General features: G+C 69.0%; 15 protein-coding genes. 11 read left to right on the top strand and 4 right to left on the bottom strand.

Going from position 1 to position 18,331, the window contains the following annotated elements; all coding sequences use genetic code 11:
- Positions 1 to 104 precede the first annotated feature (104 nt).
- The 9 genes from ACQE3C_RS08440 (at position 105) to ACQE3C_RS08400 (ending at position 10,894) form a co-directional block, all read left to right on the top strand.
- Positions 105 to 755, top strand: coding sequence for a 50S ribosomal protein L25/general stress protein Ctc (locus ACQE3C_RS08440; protein ID WP_434538746.1), 651 nt, complete (start codon positions 105 to 107; stop codon positions 753 to 755).
- Between the two features lie 22 nt (positions 756 to 777).
- Positions 778 to 1,377, top strand: a complete 600-nt coding sequence (gene pth / locus ACQE3C_RS08435; RefSeq protein WP_434538745.1) for an aminoacyl-tRNA hydrolase — start codon at positions 778 to 780, stop codon at positions 1,375 to 1,377.
- A gap of 87 nt (positions 1,378 to 1,464) precedes the next feature.
- Complete coding sequence (locus tag ACQE3C_RS08430) at positions 1,465 to 3,042, top strand: NAD(P)/FAD-dependent oxidoreductase (protein ID WP_434538744.1); 1,578 nt, start codon at positions 1,465 to 1,467, stop codon at positions 3,040 to 3,042.
- 206 nt (positions 3,043 to 3,248) lie between these two features.
- Positions 3,249 to 6,851, top strand: a complete 3,603-nt coding sequence (mfd, locus tag ACQE3C_RS08425; protein ID WP_434538902.1) for a transcription-repair coupling factor — start codon at positions 3,249 to 3,251, stop codon at positions 6,849 to 6,851.
- 45 nt (positions 6,852 to 6,896) lie between these two features.
- Positions 6,897 to 7,445: a hypothetical protein gene (locus ACQE3C_RS08420; protein WP_434538743.1), complete on the top strand. Its 549-nt coding sequence runs from the start codon at positions 6,897 to 6,899 to the stop codon at positions 7,443 to 7,445.
- Positions 7,445 to 8,095, top strand: coding sequence for a MazG family protein (locus tag ACQE3C_RS08415; RefSeq protein WP_434538742.1), 651 nt, complete (start codon positions 7,445 to 7,447; stop codon positions 8,093 to 8,095). The genes ACQE3C_RS08420 and ACQE3C_RS08415 overlap by 1 nt, the downstream gene beginning before the upstream one ends.
- A 112-nt stretch (positions 8,096 to 8,207) precedes the next feature.
- A complete protein-coding gene (locus ACQE3C_RS08410) occupies positions 8,208 to 9,071 on the top strand; it encodes a class II fructose-bisphosphate aldolase (protein ID WP_434538741.1) in 864 nt (287 codons plus the stop codon).
- Positions 9,068 to 9,838, top strand: a complete 771-nt coding sequence (locus ACQE3C_RS08405; RefSeq protein ID WP_434538740.1) for an HAD-IA family hydrolase — start codon at positions 9,068 to 9,070, stop codon at positions 9,836 to 9,838. The genes ACQE3C_RS08410 and ACQE3C_RS08405 overlap by 4 nt, the downstream gene beginning before the upstream one ends.
- Positions 9,839 to 9,979: 141 nt before the next feature.
- Positions 9,980 to 10,894, top strand: coding sequence for an EamA family transporter (locus ACQE3C_RS08400; protein ID WP_434538739.1), 915 nt, complete (start codon positions 9,980 to 9,982; stop codon positions 10,892 to 10,894).
- Here the strand turns inward: ACQE3C_RS08400 and ACQE3C_RS08395 are convergent.
- Positions 10,882 to 11,619, bottom strand: a complete 738-nt coding sequence (locus ACQE3C_RS08395; RefSeq protein ID WP_434538738.1) for a GntR family transcriptional regulator — start codon at positions 11,617 to 11,619, stop codon at positions 10,882 to 10,884. The genes ACQE3C_RS08400 and ACQE3C_RS08395 overlap by 13 nt on opposite strands.
- Positions 11,620 to 11,854: 235 nt before the next feature.
- Here ACQE3C_RS08395 and ACQE3C_RS08390 point away from each other — a divergent pair, with 235 nt between their 5' ends.
- Together ACQE3C_RS08390 and ACQE3C_RS08385 are read left to right on the top strand one after the other, a co-directional pair.
- Complete coding sequence (locus ACQE3C_RS08390; RefSeq protein ID WP_434538737.1) at positions 11,855 to 14,038, top strand: alpha-ketoacid dehydrogenase subunit alpha/beta; 2,184 nt, start codon at positions 11,855 to 11,857, stop codon at positions 14,036 to 14,038.
- Between the two features lie 3 nt (positions 14,039 to 14,041).
- Positions 14,042 to 15,409, top strand: coding sequence for a dihydrolipoamide acetyltransferase family protein (locus ACQE3C_RS08385; protein ID WP_434538736.1), 1,368 nt, complete (start codon positions 14,042 to 14,044; stop codon positions 15,407 to 15,409).
- Between the two features lie 80 nt (positions 15,410 to 15,489).
- Here ACQE3C_RS08385 and ACQE3C_RS08380 read toward each other — a convergent pair whose 3' ends face one another.
- From ACQE3C_RS08380 to ACQE3C_RS08370, 3 genes are all read right to left on the bottom strand, one after another.
- Entirely contained in the window at positions 15,490 to 16,185 is a 696-nt protein-coding gene (locus tag ACQE3C_RS08380; protein ID WP_434538735.1) for a DNA alkylation repair protein, read from the bottom strand.
- A gap of 11 nt (positions 16,186 to 16,196) precedes the next feature.
- Positions 16,197 to 16,787, bottom strand: coding sequence for a methyltransferase domain-containing protein (locus ACQE3C_RS08375; RefSeq protein ID WP_434538734.1), 591 nt, complete (start codon positions 16,785 to 16,787; stop codon positions 16,197 to 16,199).
- 73 nt (positions 16,788 to 16,860) lie between these two features.
- Entirely contained in the window at positions 16,861 to 18,264 is a 1,404-nt protein-coding gene (locus ACQE3C_RS08370) for an iron-containing alcohol dehydrogenase (RefSeq protein WP_434538733.1), read from the bottom strand.
- Positions 18,265 to 18,331 lie beyond the last annotated feature (67 nt).

The raw sequence follows: 18,331 nt of genomic DNA, 5'->3' as shown, positions 1-18,331 counted from the left end.
TGGGCTGCTTGGCGAGGGACGCCTGTCCGTGATCGACGAGCTCCACCAGGAGTTTGTCCGCCCTCCCTCGCGAGCCATCCAATGTCGAGGTTGAGGAAGAAGTCATGGCAGAAATCACTCTGAACGCAGAGACCCGCACCGAGTTCGGCAAGGGCGCTGCCCGTCGCCTGCGCCGCGCCGGCCAGGTGCCCGCCGTCCTGTACGGCCACGGCACCGATCCCGTCCACATCGCCCTGCCCGGGCACGCCACCCTGCTGGCCCTGCGCGCCGCCAACGCCCTGCTGTCGATCGAGATCCCCGGCGAAGAGGCCCAGCTCGCCCTGCCCAAGCAGGTGCAGCGTGACCCGATCCGCGGCTCCATCGAGCACGTCGACCTGGTCATTGTCAAGCGTGGCGAGAAGGTCACCGTCGAGGTGCCCGTCAGCCTGGTCGGCGAGGCCGCCCCGACCACCCTGGTCGGCCTGGAGCTGACCGCGATCACCGTGCTCGCCCCGGCCACCGCCATCCCCGGCGAGATCGAGATCTCGATCGAGGGCCTCGAGGCCGGCACCCAGATCCTGCAGGGCCAGGTCACCCTGCCCGAGGGCGTCGAGGTCGACGGCGACCCCGAGCTGCTGGTGGTCAACATCACCAACGCCCCGACCCAGGCGCAGCTGGATGCCGAGCTGGCCGAGGCTGAGGCCGAGGCCGGCATCGAGCACGACGCTCCCGAGTCCGAGGCCGGCGAGGCCGAGGCTGCTGCCGAAGAGGAGTGAGCAGGACTCAGGTGATCGCGTCATGACGGCACCCTGGCTGGTGGCGGGGCTCGGAAACCCGGGCCCCGCCTACGCCGCGACCCGTCACAACGTCGGTTTCCTGGTGGCGGACGAGGCAGCCAGGCGGGGCAACGCCTCGTTCTCCGCGCCGCGCGGCATGTACGCCGATGTGGCCGAGACCCGGCTCGGGGCCACCGGCTTCGGTGCCGTCGGGGACGCTGTCAAGGTCGTCCTGGCCAAGCCCCGCACCTACATGAACGAGTCCGGGCGTTCCATCCGGGCGCTGTGCTCGTTCCACAAGATCCCGCTCGAGCAGGTCATCGTCGTCCATGACGAACTCGACATCGACTTCGGGCAAATGCGCCTCAAGCTCGGCGGCGGGGACAACGGCCACAACGGACTGAAGTCGACCCGCGCCCACCTGGGCAGCGGGGACTTCTACCGGGTGCGTTACGGCATTGGCCGCCCGCCCGGGCGCCAGGCCGCCTCGGACTACGTGTTGCAGCCGTTCCCCTCGAAGCTGCGGGAAGACGTGCTGGTCGAGGCCGCCCGCGCCTGCGATGCCATCGAGACCCTCATCAACGAGGGCTTGCCCGCGGCGCAGAACAAGTTCAACACCTGATCCTTTGGCGGCGGCGCTGGGGTCGACGCCGGGTATTCACAGGCAGTGGGCATTTACAGCCGCGCCGTCGAGGGTGCACAGTGAGACATGACCCACCGGATCGTGGTGCTTGGGGGTGGCTACGTGGCCATCACCGTGACCCGTGGCCTGCGCCGGGCCATCCGGCGCGGCGGGGTCGAAGTCACCGTCGTCAGCCGGGAGAACTACCAGGTCTGGCACGGTTTCATCGGGGAAATGCTGACCAGCCGCATCTCGCCGCACACCATCCTCAACTCGGCCCGCCGCATGGTGCGCCCGGCTCGCTTGTTGGTGGCCGAGATCACCGGCGTCGACCTGGAAGCGCATACCGTCGACATTGAAGATGATCATGGTCGCCGGCGCAGCCTGCCCTATGACCAACTGGTCATCGGCATCGGCACCGCCGACCGGCACGAGACTTTCGCGGGCCTGCCCGAACACGCGTTCATGATGAAAACCTTCGACGACGTCTTCCGGCTGCGCAACCACCTGGTCAACCGCTTCGAGCAGGCCGACCACACCGACGATGCGGCCGAACGGCAACGGCTGCTCACCTTCGTGGTGGCCGGTGGTGGCTACGCCGGCTGCGAGCTGGCCGGCGAGCTGAGCGACTACGCCCGGCTGCTGCGCAAGATCTACCCCGGGGTCGGGGCTGAGGACCCGCGGGTCGTGCTCGTCCACCCCGGTGAGGCGGTGCTACCCGAACTCGGGCCCAGCGGTCGCACCAACCACCCCCGACTGGTGGCCTATGCCACCGGTCGGCTGAAGCAGCTGGGCGTGGAACTGGTCGATGCCGAGCGGGTCACCGGGGTGACCCCGTTCTCGGTGCAACTGCGGGATGCCCCCGCGATCCCCACCACCACGGTGATCTCGGCGATCGGCGCCAAACCGCACCCGGTGGTGGCGCAGGTCCCGGGGCTGCCGCTGTCAGCCAACGGGCGGGTGGTCACTGACGAGACCTGCCAGGTGGCCGGGCATCCGGGCGTCTGGGCGGCCGGTGACTGCGCCGTGGTCCCGCACCCACGCGGGGGCACCTGCCCGGCGGTGGCGATCTTCGCGCTGCAGCAGGGTGCCCTGGTGGCCCGCAACACGCTGCGGTGGGCGCGCGGCCAGCAGCCCGACAAGTTCGGCTTCGCCGGTTTCGGGCAGGGGGCCTCACTCGGGCGGCGCAGCGCGATCGCCGAACTCTACGGGCGCGAGTTCACCGGCTTCCTGGCCTGGGTCATGTGGCGCTCATTGCTGTGGCGCTACGTCCCGACCTGGGACCGCAAGCTCAGGCTGCTGGCCGACTGGACCATCTGGCCGCTGGTGGGCCGTGATGCCGTCGAGATGAGCGTCTCTGATGCCGATGACTTCGAGTTGCACCACATGCGGTTCACCGACGGCGAGGTGATCGTCGATGAGGCGGGCACCCAGTTCGTGCACGTGATCATCGAGGGCCGTGCGGAGTTGATGGCCGATGAGGACAGCCTGCAGAAGTTCGGCGTGGGGGAGGTCGTGGGCCGCCGCTGGGTCGACCAGGAACGCTCGGAACGGGTGGTGGCCCGCGGCACGGTGCGGACCATCCGGCTGCGCACCAAGCAGGCCCGGGAGTTGCAGAAGCTCGTCCATGCCCTGTCCCAGGTGGCCACCGACGCCAACGAGTAGCTACCGCTGACGCTCCCGACCCAGGCGACGGAGGGCCTTGGTGACCACCTCGGGCATGGGGCCCCCTGACGTCCGCGCTTGCGCAGGTTCCGTCACACTTCCTTCACTGGTGGCGAAGATTCCGTGCAGAAACCTGCGCATCCGCCGAATGGGGGGCGGGCAGGTAGCGGGTGGCGGAGGGCCCTGCGCCGATCACCTAAACTCTTCTGGTGACTCTTACCGGACTCGTGGACCTGCTCGCGACCGATCCGCAACTGGCCGAGGCCGTGGAACAGGCCCGGGCTGGCGCGCCCGCGCTCGACCTGACCACCCCCGCGAGCTCCCGGGCGGCGATCGCGGCGACCCTGGCCGCCAGCACCGACCGGATGACCCTGGTGGTGGCCTCCACCTTCCGCGAGGCCGAAGCCCTGGCCGCGAGCCTGCAGTCCTGGCTCGGCGATGACCAGGTCTGCTACTACCCGGCCTGGGAGACGCTGCCGCATGAACGCCTCAGCCCCCGCTCCGACACCGTCGGGCGCCGGCTGCACGTACTGCGCCGCATCGTCGGCAACTCCACCGAGCCCAAGCCGAAGGTCGTCGTGGCAGCGGTGCGCTCGATCCTGCAGCCGCAGGCCCGCGGCCTGGCCGACCTGGCGCCGGTCGAGATCCGCACCGGTGATGAACTGAGCCTGCGCGACCTCGCCGAAGCACTGGTGGCGGCCGCCTACAACCGCGTCGACCTGGTCGAGCGGCGCGGCGAGTTTGCCGTGCGCGGCGGCATCGTCGACGTCTTCCCGCCCACCGAGGAACACCCGGTGCGCATCGACTTCTTCGGCGACGAGGTCGATGAGATCCGCACCTTCACCGTCGCCGACCAGCGCTCCACCGACACCGTGCTCGAGCAGGTCACCGCCAGCCCGTGCCGCGAACTGCTGCTCAACGACGAGGTCCGGGCCCGCGCCAAGGCACTGATCCCCGAGCACCCCGAACTGGTCGACATGCTCGACCGCCTCGCCGAGGGCCAGGCCGTCGAGGGCATGGAAGCCCTCACCCCGGTGCTGGTCGACGGACTGGAACTGCTGGTCGAGGTGCTGCCCACCAATGCCCTGGTCCTGGTCAGCGACCCCGAGCTGGTCCGCAGCCGCGCCATCGACCTGGTCCGCACCAGCCGTGAGTTCCTCGAGGCGTCCTGGTCGGGGGCAGCCGGCGGGGGCCGCGCCCCCATCGACGTGTCGAGCTCGGCCTACCGTGAGCTCGGTGAGGTGCGCAGCGTCTCCCTGGCGCGCGGGCAGTCCTGGTGGACCCTGTCACCCTTCGTGCTGCCCACCGCCACCGACACCACCGACACCGCCGGTGACACCCAGCCCACCCCCGAGCCAGAGCCCACCCACGACCCCCACGACGTCGAGTCGCACCAGCTCGCCATCGTGGCGACCGAGCTGTGGCGCGGGGACGTCGAGGGTGCCGTCAATGACCTGGCCGACTCCCTGGCGCGGGGGGAGCGCGTCGTGCTCACCGCCGACAGCCCCGGCCTGGCCTCCCGCATGCACGAGGTGCTCGCCGAACATGACCTGCCCTCGCACCTGGCCGAAGATCTTGATCATGCTCCCGAGGCGCACACGATCACGATCGTCAGCGCCACCCAGCAGCACGGTTTCCGCGCCACCGCCATCGGCCTGGCCGTGTTCACCACCGGCGACCTGTCCGGTGGGCAAGCCGCTGACAAGTCCGCCCGGCGGATGCCGGCCCGGCGCAAGAACCAGATCGAACCGCTCGAGCTGGTGCCCGGGGACCCCGTCGTCCATGAACACCACGGGGTCGGCCGCTACGTCGAGATGACCACCCGCACCGTCCAGGGCGCCACCCGCGAGTACCTGGTCATCGAGTACGCGCCGTCCAAGCGGGGCCAGCCCGGCGACCGACTGTTCGTCCCGATGGACGCCCTCGACCTGGTCACCCGCTACGTCGGCGGTGAGAACCCCAGCCTCGACCGGATGGGTGGGGCCGACTGGCGCCAGCGCAAGTCCCGCGCCCGCAAGGCCGTCAAGGAGATCGCGGCCGAGTTGATCAAGCTCTACGCGGCCCGGCAGGCCAGCAAGGGGCACGCCTTCAGCAGCGACACCGTCTGGCAGCGCGAACTCGAGGACGCCTTCGCCTACGTCGAAACCCCCGACCAGCTGGCCACCCTCGAAGAGGTCAAGCGCGACATGGAATCGGTGGTGCCCATGGACCGCCTGGTCTCCGGCGACGTCGGCTACGGCAAGACCGAGATTGCGGTGCGCGCCGCCTTCAAGGCCGTCCAGGACGGCAAGCAGGTGGCCGTGCTGGTGCCCACCACCCTGCTGGTGCAGCAGCACTACCAGACCTTCTCCGAGCGCTACGCCGGCTTCCCGGTGACCGTGGCCCCGATGAGCCGCTTCCAGACCGACGCCGAGATCGCCCGCACCAAGGACGGCCTGGCCAGCGGCAAGGTCGACGTGGTCGTGGGCACCCATCGCCTGTTCGGCAGCGACGTGGCCTTCAAGGACCTGGGCCTGGTCATCGTCGACGAGGAGCAGCGCTTCGGCGTCGAGCACAAGGAGGCGCTGAAGAAGATGCGCCTCAATGTCGACGTGCTGTCGATGAGCGCCACCCCCATTCCCCGGACGCTCGAGATGGCGATCACGGGCATCCGCGAGATGTCCCAGATCGCCACCCCGCCCGAGGAGCGCCACCCCGTGCTCACCTTCGCCGGGCCCTACGACGAGGGGCAGGTGGTCGCCGCCATCCGCCGTGAGCTCGCGCGTGAGGGTCAGGTTTTCTTCGTCCACAACCGCGTGCAGTCGATCGAGAAGACCGCGCGCCGGCTGCGGGAACTCGTGCCCGAGGCCCGGGTGGTCACCGGCCACGGCCAGATGGGGGAGAAGCAGCTCGAACAGATCATGGTCGACTTCTGGGAGCGGCGCGCCGACGTGCTGGTCTCGACCACCATCGTCGAGGCCGGCCTGGACATTTCGACGGCGAATACCTTGATCATCGATCGGGCCGACCTGATGGGCCTGTCGCAGTTGCACCAGATCCGTGGTCGGGTCGGACGAGGGCGTGAGCGCGGCTACGCCTACTTCCTCTACCCGCCGGACAAGCCGCTGACCGAGGCCGCCCACGACCGGCTGTCGACCATGGCCGCCCACACCGACCTGGGGGCGGGCATGGCGATCGCGATGAAGGACCTCGAGATCCGCGGGGCGGGCAACCTGCTCGGCGGTGAGCAGTCGGGCCACATTGCCGACGTCGGTTTCGACCTGTACATCCGGCTGGTCGGTGAGGCGGTCAGCAACTTCCGCGGCGAGGACACCGAACCCGAGGCCGACATGCGCATCGAACTGCCGATCGATGCCCACCTGCCCACCGACTACGTCGAATCGGAACGCCTGCGGCTGGAGATGTACAAGCGCCTGGCCGAAGTGCGTGACCAGGCCGACATCGACGAGGTGGCCACCGAACTGCGTGACCGCTACGGCGAGTTCGGCGAGCAGGTGCAGGCGCTGCTCGACGTGGCGGCCTTCCGGCTGCTGTGCCGTGAGCGGGGCATCCAGGAGGTCACCACGGTCGGGACGAACGTCCGCCTGGCCCCGGCCCAGCTGCCCGAGTCGCGCCAGCTGCGGCTCGAGCGGCTCTACCCCGGCAGCGTGATCAAGAAGGCCCTCAATGTGGTCCTGGTGCCTCGTCCGCGGGCCTCGGTGACCAGCGGGCTGATGGCCGACCAGGAACTGCTGGAATGGGTGACCGCCCTGGTCACCGACATCTTCCCGGTGGTGGCCCCCGAACCGGTCGAGGCCACCACTGGCTAGGATCGTCGCATCGCCACCATCCCGGACCACTGCGGAGGAAAACCCATGCCACGCACCGCCCGTTCTCGCCGGGCCCGATTCGTTGCCGCCCCGCTGGCTGCCGTCGCCGCCCTGACCATGATCGGCTGCACCCAGCCCGGGGGCAGCACCGCCTTCGAGGTCGAGGGTCACAGCGCCAGCCTGAACGAACTGCAGGACGCCCAGACCGCCTGCGCCGGGGTCTTCGGCTTCGACGCGTCGAGCCCCAACCCCGCGCTGCGCACCATGGTGCTGCAGGGGCTGATCGGCAAGGCCCTGGTCGAGCAGAACGACCTGGCCTTCACCGACGGGCAGGTGAGCGACGTGGTCTCCGAGGACGAGGACATGGCAGCCGCCCTGGCCGACCCGGGCTGCGGCCCGATCGTGCGTGACTACGGCATCTTCTTCCTGGCCGCCACCGAGGTCGGCGCCGAGGAGGGCATCGAGCAGATCAGCGCCATGGACGTGCGGGTCAACCCCCGGGTGGGCAGCTGGGACGCTGAGCAGCTGGCGCTGCGCCACACCAACGGGTCGCTGTCCAAGGTCGGCCCCGCGACGCTCGACTCCCAGGGCTGATGTCGGCGGCCGGTGGCGAACTGCTGCGGCTGCAGCAGGTGATGCACCGTTTGCGACGCGAATGCCCCTGGGACGCCAAGCAGACCCACCGCAGCCTGGTCACCTACCTGGTCGAAGAGACCGGTGAGGTGGTCGACGCCATCGAGACCGGGGACGACGCCGACCTGCGCGAGGAGCTCGGTGACCTGCTGCTGCAGGTCTACTTCCACGCCGAGATCGCCGACCAGGAGGGCCGCTTCACGCTGGACGACGTCGCCGCTGGGATCGCCGACAAGCTGGTCGCGCGTCATCCGTACGTGTTCGGCGCCGACGAAGTGCCCGAGGACCCCACCCGCACCTGGGAGGCCCGCAAGCGCCTCGAGAAGGGCCGCACCTCGGCACTGGACGGCATCGCCGACTCACTGTCGGTCCTCGCCCGGGCCACCAAGGTCGCCAGCCGCACCCGCAACCACCACGTGCCGATCGACCTGCCCGACGACCCGGTGACGGCCGAAGAGGTGGGGGAGGGCATCCTCGAGCTGGTCCTGCGTGCCCACGCCCAAGGCATCGATGCCGACCAGGCGGGCCGGGAGGCGCTGCGCGCCCTCGAGGCCCGGGTCAGGGCCGCCGAGGCGTCGTCCGAGGAGTCGTCCGCGGAGTCGTCCGAATAGGTTCGCAGGCCCGGGTGCAGCCCTGGTGTCCGGGAGATCACGCCATGTTGTATGCACTCGTATATACATGTATGATTCAACCAACCCATCGCGAACCCACCAGGAGCCCCCCATGACTTTCGCCAGCATCAAGGCGTTGACCAAGGCCGCCAAGGCCGGCGGATACGCCGTGCCGGCTGTGAACATCGTCGACCAGCTCTCGCTCAACGCCGTGGTTGACGCCGCCAATGAAGCCAAGTCGCCGATCATCCTGCAGACCTCCGTCAAGACCCTCAAGGTCATCGGTGCCGCCGAGCTTGCCGCCGCTGCCAAGCTCGCCGCCGCCCGGGTCGACGTGCCCGTCGTGCTGCACCTGGACCACTGCCCCGACCGCGCCGTGATCACCGAGGCCATCCAGCAGGGCTGGTCGTCGGTGCTGTTCGACGCCTCCGACCGTGACCTGGACGCCGCCGTGGCCGAGACCCGTGAGGTCGTCGAAGAGGCCCACGCCGCCGGTGTCGAGGTCGAGTCCGAAATCGAGAACATCATCGGCGTCGAGGACGGCGTCGGTTCCGACACCGCCAAGCACAGCTACTCCGTCGACAAGCTGATCGAGGTCGCCACCGACACTGGCACCGACCTGATCGCCCCCCAGCTCGGCACCGCCCACGGCCTGTACAAGGCCTCCCCGGTGCTGCTGTTCGAGCGCGTCGAGGAGTTCGCCGCCAAGACCGACATCGGCATCGTCCTGCACGGTGGCACCGGCCTGTCGGCCGAGGAGTTCGACCGCTTCATCAAGGCCGGCGTTTCCAAGATCAACATCTCCACCGCGCTGAAGCTCGCCTACATGCACAGCGCGCTGGACCACCTGAAGGCCGCCGAGGAGTCGGGCAAGTGGGAGCCGGTCAAGCTCTTCGCCGACCAGATCGAGGCGATGAAGACCGTTGTCACCGAGCACATCAACCTGTTCGGTTCGGCTGGGAAGGCACAGGCATGAGCCCCGCACTGATCCTCGACTGCGACGGCGTGCTCGCCGACACCGAACTCGACGGCCACCTGGTCGCCTTCAACAAGGTCTTCGCCGACGCCGGCGTGGGCTTCCAGTGGGGCGTCGAGGAGTATGGCCAGCTGCTCAAGATCGGCGGTGGCAAGGAGCGCCTGCGCCACTACCTCTCCCAGCACCCCGAGCACGACCTGGGCCAGGGCGAAGAGCTGGACGCCCGCATCGCGCAGTTCCACAAGGCCAAGTCGGCGGCCTACGTCGAGATCGTCGAGGCCGGCAAGCTGCCCGGACGACCGGGCGTGCGTCGCCTGATCGAGGAGGCCCTGGACTCCGGCTGGCAGGTCGCGGTCGCCTCGACCTCGGCCGTCGGTTCGGTCGAGGCCGTGCTGGCCTCGGTCATCGGGGAGGAGAACCGCGCCCGCATGGCCGGTGTCTTCGCCGGCGACATGGTCAAGGCCAAGAAGCCCGCCCCGGACATCTACCTGATGGCCCTGGAAGCCCTCGGCGTCAACGAGGACCAGGCCGTCGTCATCGAGGACTCCGAGGCCGGCGCCAAGGCAGCCGAGAACGCGAACCTCACCCACATCGTGACGGTCAGCCACTACACCACCGAGGACCCGTTCCCGGCAGCCGCCACCGTGGTCAACTACCTGGGTGAGTCGGACGACCCGGCCGTCACCCTGGCCGGCCCCGACCTGACCCACGACGGGGTCATCAGCCTCGCCTCGCTCGAGGACGCCCTGAAGACCCGCCAGTCCTGACCCGGCCCCTGGGCACCCCTACTTGCCCTACAAAATTGCAGTTGCCCCCGTTCCGGAACGGGGGCAACTGCAATTTTCTAGGGCAACTGGCTGTGGCGGGCAGGATTCGGGAACACCCGCCGGTGGTGGGAGACTGTCCCGATGACCGAATCCCAGCCCGCCGGCCACCGGTACCAGCCGGTGGCCGTGCTGATGGTGCTCGGCAGCTGCCTGTCCCTGCAGTTCGGCGCCGCCATCGCGAACGGGCTGTTCCCGGTGGCCGGCCCGTGGGGGGTCAGCGCCATCCGACTGGTGAGCGCGGCCCTGATCCTGCTGGTCGTTACCCGCCCCCGGGTCAGGGGCTGGACGATGCACACCTGGCGGTGGCTCGCCCTGTTCGGCCTGTCCCTGGGTGGGATGAACGGGTTCTTCTACGCCGCCGTCCAGCGACTACCCCTGGGCATTGCGGTCACCTTCGAGTTCCTGGGCCCGCTGGCGCTCTCGGCGGCACTCTCCCGTCGGGCCCGCGACCTGGTCTGGGTCGGCCTGGCCCTGGCCGGGGTGGCGCTGCTCGGCCTCGACTCCTTCCGCGGCGCCACGTCCCTCGACCCGCTGGGGGTGTTCTTCGCGCTGGTGGCGGCGGCCTTCTGGGCGATCTACATCCTGGTCGGCGCCCGGGTCGGGTCGATGGTGCCCGGCCAGGGGCCGCTGGCGGTCGCGATGTCCATCGGTGCCCTGGCCATGCTCCCCATCGGGTTCTCCGGCGCACTGACCCTGGTGGTCGACGCCAAACTGCTGGGCCTGGCCGTGCTCACCGGCCTGCTCGGCTCGGTCATCCCGTACTCCCTGGAGTTCGCCGCGCTACGGCGACTGCCGCGCAATGTCTTCGGGATCCTGCTCAGCCTCGAACCCGGCTTCGCTGCCGGCATCGGGGCCCTGGTCCTGGGCCAGTCCCTGGGCGTCGGCTCCTGGGTGGCGATCGTGCTGGTGATCAGTGCCAGCGCAGGGGTCACCCTCAGTGAGCAGCAACGCCGTCGTCCTGCCCCGGTGAGTGAGCCCGAAGCTCACAAGTCGTAGTGGAACTCCAGCTTCACCTTGTCGCCTCGGAAGACGATCTTGGTGAACTCGAACATCTGCCCGTCGTCATGGCGGATGTGCTGCTGCAGCAGCAGCACCGGGGTGCCGGGGCGAGCACCCAGGGCCTCGGCCTCCGACTTGGTGGCCAGCGCCGACTCCAGTGACTCCTGCACCTTCGCCATCCGCAGGCCGTGGTCGCGCTCCAGCACGGTGCACAACTGCTGCTTGGCCAAATCGGCCGACAGCAGCGAGGGGGCCAGCTTCTCGGGGACGAAACTCTCGTGGATCGAGATGGGGGAGTTGTCGACCCGCCGCACCCGACGGATCCGGTAGACGTTGTCGCCCTGCTCGATGTTGAGGTGGCGCGCCACCCGGGCATCGGCGGGAAAGAGGTCCTCGTTCAGGATCTCGGTGTCGGTGTCGAAGCCCTGGGCCTCGAGCTGCTCACGGATGCCCTGGTAGGAGGGGGACCGCGTCGAGATCTTGCGGTGCGCGACGAACGTGCCCTTGCCGTGCACGCGGTACAACAGGTCTTCGTCGACCAGGTTGGTGAGCACCTGCCGCACGGTCATGCGGCTCAGCCCGTACATGCGGTTGAGCTCATTCTCGGAGGGGATCTTCTCGTCCGGTTCCCACTCGCCGTGCTGGATCTTCGTGCGCAGGATGTCGGCGAGCTGCACGTACAGTGGGACCGCGGACTTGCGGTTGAGGGTTTCGACTACCACCGTGGCGCCTTCTCTAGAAGTGGATGGAACTTCGTCGCCGTGCCGGTGTCTCGCATCAGCCGACGCGTGGTGCATACATGTATAGGCATGTATACTCCCAGTTGTCCGTCGGAACGGGACATCAGCAAGGTTTTGTCCTTCAAGCTTAAGGGAAACGCTTTCGTACCGACGTCGGCACCCCGGTGGTGCCATCCGCACACCCAGGCGCATGTCGCCTCGATGAGGACAAGGATCCATGCCTACCGTCAAGAATTTGAAGCCGAACACCCCCTGGGTGGAACTCAAGACGACCCAAGCAGACTGGGACGCGGCCGACCCCGCGCTGCTCCAGAACGCCATCGTCCAGCTGCACCTCATCCGCACCTTCGAGGAAGAGGTGCTCAACCTGGCCGGCCAGAAGCTGATCAACGGCCCGGCCCACTCGTCCATCGGCCAGGAGGCCGGTGCTGTCGGCTCCGCGCTGCCCCTGGTCGTCGCCGACCAGATCAACGGTTCGCACCGCGGCCACCACCAGTTCCTCGCCAAGGTCTTCAACGGCGTCAACCCCGACGGCTTCACCATCGACGGTGAGTTCAGCGACGAGGTCGTCGACGTCCTGTACCGCACCATGAGCGAGATCGCCGGCCTCAGCGACGGCTACTGCAAGGGCCGTGGTGGCTCAATGCACCTGCAGTGGAAGGAAATGGGTGCCATGGGCACCAACGCCATCGTCGGCGGTGCGGTTCCCTTCGCCACTGGTTTCGCCTGGTCGCACAAGCAGGCCGGCACCGACAACGTGGCGGTCACCTACTTCGGCGACGGCGCCTCGAACATCGGCTCGGTGCTGGAGGCCATGAACCTGGCCGCCGCCTGGGACCTGCCCACCCTGTTCTTCATTGAGAACAACCAGTACGCCGTCTCGACCAACGTGTTCGAGGCCACCGGCGAGCCCCGCCTGTCGAGCCGCGGCATCGGCTTCGGCATCCCCGCTTGGCGCGTCGACGGTCAGGACACCCTGGCCGTGTACCTGGCCACCCAGCAGGCCCTCGAGCACATGCGTTCCGGCAAGGGCCCGGCCATCATCGAGGCCGACACCTACCGTTACTTCCACCAGAACGGCCCGTTCCCCGGTTCGGCGTTCGGCTACCGCTCGAAGGACGAGGAGGCCGAGTGGCGCGAGCGTGACCCCATCCAGCTGCTCGAGGCGCAGCTCATCCGCCGCAAGCTCGCCACCCGCGAGCAGCTCGACGACCTGGCCGCCCGCTGCGTCAAGGCCAACAAGGACATCTCGGCCCGCCTGACCGAGGCCGACCCCGACGGCAAGCCCGGCGCGCTGCGCATTCGTCCCCAGCTGTGGCCCTCGCCCGACTTCATCGATGTCAACATCCGTGGCGAGTTGCCCAGCCTGGAGGGCCTGACCGTCAAGGACACCGCCGACTTCACCGAGGCTGAACTCGAGAAGCGCAAGTTCGTCGACGTCGTCGCCGACGTCATGAACCGCCGCATGGAGACCAACGACAAGATCGTGGTCATGGGTGAGGACGTCCACAAGCTGTCGGGCGGTTCGCGTGGCGCCACCAAGAACCTGGCCGACCGCTTCCCCGACCGCACCCTGGGCACCCCGATCTCCGAGGCCGGCTTCACCGGCCTGGGTGGCGGCATCGCCCTGGACGGCCGCTTCTACCCGGTGGTAGAGCTGATGTACGCCGACTTCATCTGGGTCGCCGCCGACCAGATCTTCAACCAGATCGCCAAGGCCCGCCACATGTTCGGCGGTGAGCACCCGATGGCCATGCTGCTGCGCATGAAGATCGGCACCACCACCGGCTACGGCTCCCAGCACTCGATGGACCCGGCCGGCATCTTCGCCACCTCGGTCGGCTTCCGCATCATCGCCCCGTCCAACGCCCTGGACTACGTCGGCCTGATCAACGCCGCCATGCAGACCGGTGACCCGGTCGCGGTGCTCGAGCACGACGCCGACCTGTACAAGACCGAGCAGCTGGCCCCCAAGGACCTCGACTTCGTCCTGCCCTTCGGCAAGGCCGCCGTGCGTCGTGAGGGTGCTGACGTGACCGTCATCTCCTACCTGTCCATGGTGCAGCGCTGCCTCGACGCGGTCGAGCAGGCCGGCGTCGACGGCGAGGTCATCGACCTGCGCTGGCTCGACAAGGCGACCTTCGACTGGGACACCGTCGGCGAGTCGATCAAGAAGACCAACAACGTGGTGATCGTCGAGCAGGGTGCCCAGGGCACCTCCTACGGTGGCTGGGTGGCCGACGAGATCCAGCGTCGTTTCTTCGACTACCTGGACGCCCCGGTGGCGCGGGTCATGGGTGGCGAGGCCTCGCCGAGCATCTCCAAGGCGCTCGAGCAGGCCGCGAATGCCAACACCCCCGACATCGTGGCTGCCCTCAACGAGATCGTGAAGGGGAACTGACCCATGGCAACCTTCCTGCGCATGCCCGGAGTTTCGGCAGACTCCGACGAAGCCGTCCTCGACAAGTGGTACGTCGCCGAGGGTGACTCGGTGAAGAAGGGGCAGCCGCTGATCTGCGTGGAGACCGAGAAGGCCCTGGTCGACGTGGATGCTGACGCCGACTACACGATCCACACGATCGTCCGGGCTGGTGGCGAGACCGTCACCGTCGGTGACCCGGTCGGCGTGCTGCTCGAGGTCGGCGATGACAAGGCCGCCGGTGACGCGCTGCTCGCCCAGCTCGGTGGCGCCCCCGCCGCCGAGGCTGCCCCGGCCGCCGAAGCCGCCCCGGCCACCCCCGCCGAGGAGGCCCCGGCCGAGGTCATCGCCGAGGACCTGGCCGCCCCGGCCACCACGGTCGAGGCTCCGGCCGCCCCGGCAGCCGCCCCCGCTGCAGCTGCCCCGGCGACCCCGGCCCCGGCGCGTGCCGATGGTGAGCGCATCTTCGTGAGCCCGCTGGCCCGCAAGATGGCCGCCGAGCACGGCATCAACCTCGAGACGCTGACCGGTTCGGGACCGCGCGGACGCATCCGCAAGGTCGACGTGCAGGCCGCCATCGACGGCGGTGCCCAGGCCCCGGCCGCGGCTGCACCTGCCGCCGCTGCGGCTCCGGCCGAGGCTGCCCCGGTTGCCGCCCAGCCCATCCCCGAGGGTGGCACCCCGGTGCCGAACAGCAAGCTGCGTCGCCTGATCGCCTCTCGCCTGCAGCAGTCCAAGCGTGACGCCCCGCACTTCTACCTGAAGTCGGCGCTCAACATGGACGCCCTGCTCGGGCTGCGCAAGCAGCTCAACGAGGCCTCGCCGGTGAAGATTTCGGTCAACGACCTGATCGTCAAGGCCGCCGCCCGTGCCCTGGTCGACGTTCCCGAACTGAACGTCACCTGGACCGACGAGGCGACCATCACCTACCAGCAGGTCGACGTGGCCGTCGCCGTTGCCTCCGACAAGGGTCTGGTGACGCCGGTCTTCCGCAACGTGGCCAACACCTCGCTCACCGGCCTGGCCAGCGCCATCAAGGACGCCGTGGCCCGCGCCAACGAGGGACGACTCCAGCAGAACGAGCTCGAGGGTGGCACGCTGACCATCAGCAACCTCGGCATGTTCGGCGTCGACGAGTTCAGCGCCATCATCAACCCGCCGCAGGCCGGCATCCTGGCCGTCGGTGCGGCCAAGCCGCAGATCGTGGTGGGTGCGGATGGCCAGCCGGCCGTCGCCACCCTGTGCAATGTCACCCTGTCGGTCGACCACCGCGCCGCCGACGGTGCCATCGCCGCCCAGTGGCTGGCCCGCTTCAAGGAGATCATCGAGAACCCGCTGCAGATCGTGATCTGATCACTCGGACGATCGAGTCGGCGTGCCCGGACCCCCGTGGTCCGGGCACGTCTGCGTCCGGGGAGGGTGTGGAACTGGCCTCAGCCTTGGCGTGACACCATCTCGGCGATCCAGGTCGGAGCGAACGGTGAGGTGCAGTTCGGGGCGGTGGGGTAGTCCTTGAGCACCTCGAGGCGTTCGCCGATGCCGATGGCCCGCGCGCGCAGGGCGGGGTGGTGGATGCCGATCTGGGCCAGGGTCTCGTTCATGGCCCACTGCAGCGGGTCCGGGGCGTCCTTCATCTGCTGCTCGATGAGGTCGAGCAGGCCCGGCAGGTCGAGCCCCTCAGGATTCTTGTGGACCCGCTCGGTGGTCAGTTCCCAGCCGGCGCTGGCCACCGCGGGGTCGGGGTCGTCGAACCAGCGCTGCCGCAGGGCCTCTTTGTGCGCGCTCTTCTTGACCACGTAGTTGATCAGCCAGTAGTGCACCTTGGGCCCGTTGGCCTCGCGCAGCATGGCATCGAGCTCGTCGGCCCCGAACAACTTCGGACGAGCGATCAGCAGTGCCACCAGCCGGGCGGCTCCGTCACCGGTGGCCCACAGGTGCTGGGCGAGTTCGTGGTTGGTCTTCAGTCGCTTGGCCACCGCGCGCAGGGCGGTCAGGTTCACCCCGTGGTCGTCACCGTGGCGTTCGTTGATGGCACGCACCTTGGGGTCGTCCAGTGCGGCAAGCTCGGCGAGCACATCGGACACATCGGCCACATCGGCCCTGGGGGGCTGGGGGGTCTGGGTGGTCATGGTGGCCAAGCCTACGCGGGCCGGTGCGCCACCACCGATTCCAGGAAGCCGAACCCGCGGCGCCGGTGCTTGTCGATCATGAAGCCGACCTCGGCGGCTACGGCGCGGGGGAGTCGTCGCGGGCGGGCCTTGCGGGCCTCGAAACCACGCCAGGGTCGCCGCGTGTACTCGATGTGGTCGAGGGTGAGCAGCCGGCCACCCGGACGAAGCACCCGCCACATCTCCTGCAGGGCACGGGCCTGGTCGGGGATGCTGCACAGGGCCAGCAGGCAGACGACGGTGTCGAAGTCCTGGTCTGGCAGACCGAGCGACTGGGCGTCACCCTCGACCAGTTCCACCTGCCGGCCCAGGGCATCGGCGCGCTGCCGGGCCCGGGACAGCATGGCCGTGCTCACGTCGAGGCCGACGACCTGCGTGTCGGCGGGCAGGTGGCGCAGGTTGTGGCCGCTGCCGACGGCCACCTCCAGCACCCGCCCATGGGCATGGGCGAGCACCTCGCGGCGCGCCCCACCCAGGAACGGGCGCTGTAGCCATTCGGAGCGGTCGTAGGCGCCGGCGATCCGGTTGTAGGAATCGCGCGTGCTGCGGGTCTGCTCGTCCATTCGTCCCCCCCCGGGTGCAACGCAAGAAATGGGGCTGGCGGTCAGCGTGACCACCAGCCCCCATTTCAGCACGTCACAGGCCGCCGCCGGCGTGCTCGGCGCGGGCGAAGACTTCGTCGATGAGTTCGTCGTTCCACAGTCCGCGCATCAGCAGCAGGTCGCAGACGGTCAGCCGGTCACGCATGAACGGCAGCGCGAGCAGGGCCCAGCGGGCGCGGTCCTCGTCCACCGGCGGGGTGAGCTGGCTGAACTTGGTCGGGGCGTCCCAGCGCAGCAGGGTGTCGGCCGCGAAGTGGGCGGTCGGTGTGAGACCGGTCAGGTGTTCGCGGTGCTCGTCGCCGGCGGCATCGAACGCGGCGCGGGTGGCGCTGGCCCACTTCTTGGCCTTGTTGCCGACGGCCCTCCAGGACTCGTCGCCCAGGCTGCCGGTCGGGTCGATGCGGTTCCAGGTCTCACGGGTGCGCTGTTCGAGGTCATCGGGGTACTCGAGCTCGACGGTGTCGACGTTGAGCAGGTCACGCTCGTGGATGATCTCCCACAGCGACAGCGCGATCACCGTGGCCACGCCGACCTGGGTGCCGTGGTAGTCGTGCTCGGCGTTCTCGGCCATGGCCGCCATGTCGAGCACGTGGCTGACCAGGTGGTCGACCCCCGACAGCGGGGCGGTGCTGCCGGCCATGCCGATCTGCAGTCCACCGCGGGTCAGGGCGTGAACGAGGCCGTCACGGGCGACGGCATCGTCCGGGTCCTGCAGCACCATGCCGGCCTCGCGGATCGGCAGGTAGATGTTCGGGTCGTAGTTCCCGCCCATGCCCAGCTTGCTCGACAGGTACCAGTCGGCCGGGGCTGACCAGATGGCCACCGCATCGCCGACGCCGGACTGTGCCATTCGCGCCGGCGCCTGCGAGACGACATCGTCGTCGATCAGCAGCACCGAGGGCCACCGCGACGGCGAGGTGCGCTTGGCCCCGTTGAGCACCAGCACCGACAGCGGGTCGGCGAAACCGTTGACCGACAGCGCGGTCTGGACGAGCACCAGCGGGGCGTCGTGGTGCGCCATCTTCGAGATGTCGCCGATGGTGCCCGAGCCGAGGCCGATGACCAGGGTCGCCTCCTGGGCGGCCTCCTGCACGGCGGCGATGGTCTCCTCGTTGGCGACCACGTCGTGGCCCGCCTTGGCCGGGACGACGAACTCGACCAGCGACTCGGGGTCGGCCTCGAGCTCGACCAGGGCGGTGGTGATGATCCCGCGGACGGTCTCGACCAGGTCGACACCGTTGATGGTCTTGGGGGTGGCATCACGCAGCAACAGCACCTGCCCAGCGGGGTGCAGGGTGGTGACGACCTCGGCCAGGCTGTTCAACGCCCCGGTGCCGGTGATGATGTGCTGGAGTTCACCCCCCGAGGCGGCCACGGCGTGTTCGTCGAGGGTCAGGGTGCTCGGGTTCTTGCTGCGGGTGTTCACGGGTGGCTCCATTCACATCAGTTTGTTGCGTCGACCCGGGTGGGCCAGGGCCATGTTTGAAGCATGGCACGAGGGGGCG

This window comes from Aestuariimicrobium sp. Y1814, from assembly GCF_050113895.1.
Classification (GTDB): domain Bacteria; phylum Actinomycetota; class Actinomycetes; order Propionibacteriales; family Propionibacteriaceae; genus Aestuariimicrobium.
This window is presented reverse-complemented; position numbering and strand designations above follow the sequence as displayed.

What these genes read in the sequence shown, in the direction of transcription:
- ACQE3C_RS08390 (WP_434538737.1), top strand. Translation starts at nt 11,855, where the DNA reads ATGCCTACCGTCAAGAATTTGAAGCCGAACACCCCCTGGGTGGAACTC.
- ACQE3C_RS08430 (WP_434538744.1), top strand. Translation starts at nt 1,465, where the DNA reads ATGACCCACCGGATCGTGGTGCTTGGGGGTGGCTACGTGGCCATCACC.
- pth (WP_434538745.1), top strand. Translation starts at nt 778, where the DNA reads ATGACGGCACCCTGGCTGGTGGCGGGGCTCGGAAACCCGGGCCCCGCC.
- ACQE3C_RS08375 (WP_434538734.1), bottom strand. Translation starts at nt 16,787, where the DNA reads ATGGACGAGCAGACCCGCAGCACGCGCGATTCCTACAACCGGATCGCC.
- ACQE3C_RS08405 (WP_434538740.1), top strand. Translation starts at nt 9,068, where the DNA reads ATGAGCCCCGCACTGATCCTCGACTGCGACGGCGTGCTCGCCGACACC.
- ACQE3C_RS08380 (WP_434538735.1), bottom strand. Translation starts at nt 16,185, where the DNA reads ATGACCACCCAGACCCCCCAGCCCCCCAGGGCCGATGTGGCCGATGTG.
- ACQE3C_RS08415 (WP_434538742.1), top strand. Translation starts at nt 7,445, where the DNA reads ATGTCGGCGGCCGGTGGCGAACTGCTGCGGCTGCAGCAGGTGATGCAC.
- ACQE3C_RS08440 (WP_434538746.1), top strand. Translation starts at nt 105, where the DNA reads ATGGCAGAAATCACTCTGAACGCAGAGACCCGCACCGAGTTCGGCAAG.
- ACQE3C_RS08410 (WP_434538741.1), top strand. Translation starts at nt 8,208, where the DNA reads ATGACTTTCGCCAGCATCAAGGCGTTGACCAAGGCCGCCAAGGCCGGC.
- ACQE3C_RS08370 (WP_434538733.1), bottom strand. Translation starts at nt 18,264, where the DNA reads ATGGAGCCACCCGTGAACACCCGCAGCAAGAACCCGAGCACCCTGACC.
- ACQE3C_RS08420 (WP_434538743.1), top strand. Translation starts at nt 6,897, where the DNA reads ATGCCACGCACCGCCCGTTCTCGCCGGGCCCGATTCGTTGCCGCCCCG.
- ACQE3C_RS08385 (WP_434538736.1), top strand. Translation starts at nt 14,042, where the DNA reads ATGGCAACCTTCCTGCGCATGCCCGGAGTTTCGGCAGACTCCGACGAA.
- ACQE3C_RS08400 (WP_434538739.1), top strand. Translation starts at nt 9,980, where the DNA reads ATGACCGAATCCCAGCCCGCCGGCCACCGGTACCAGCCGGTGGCCGTG.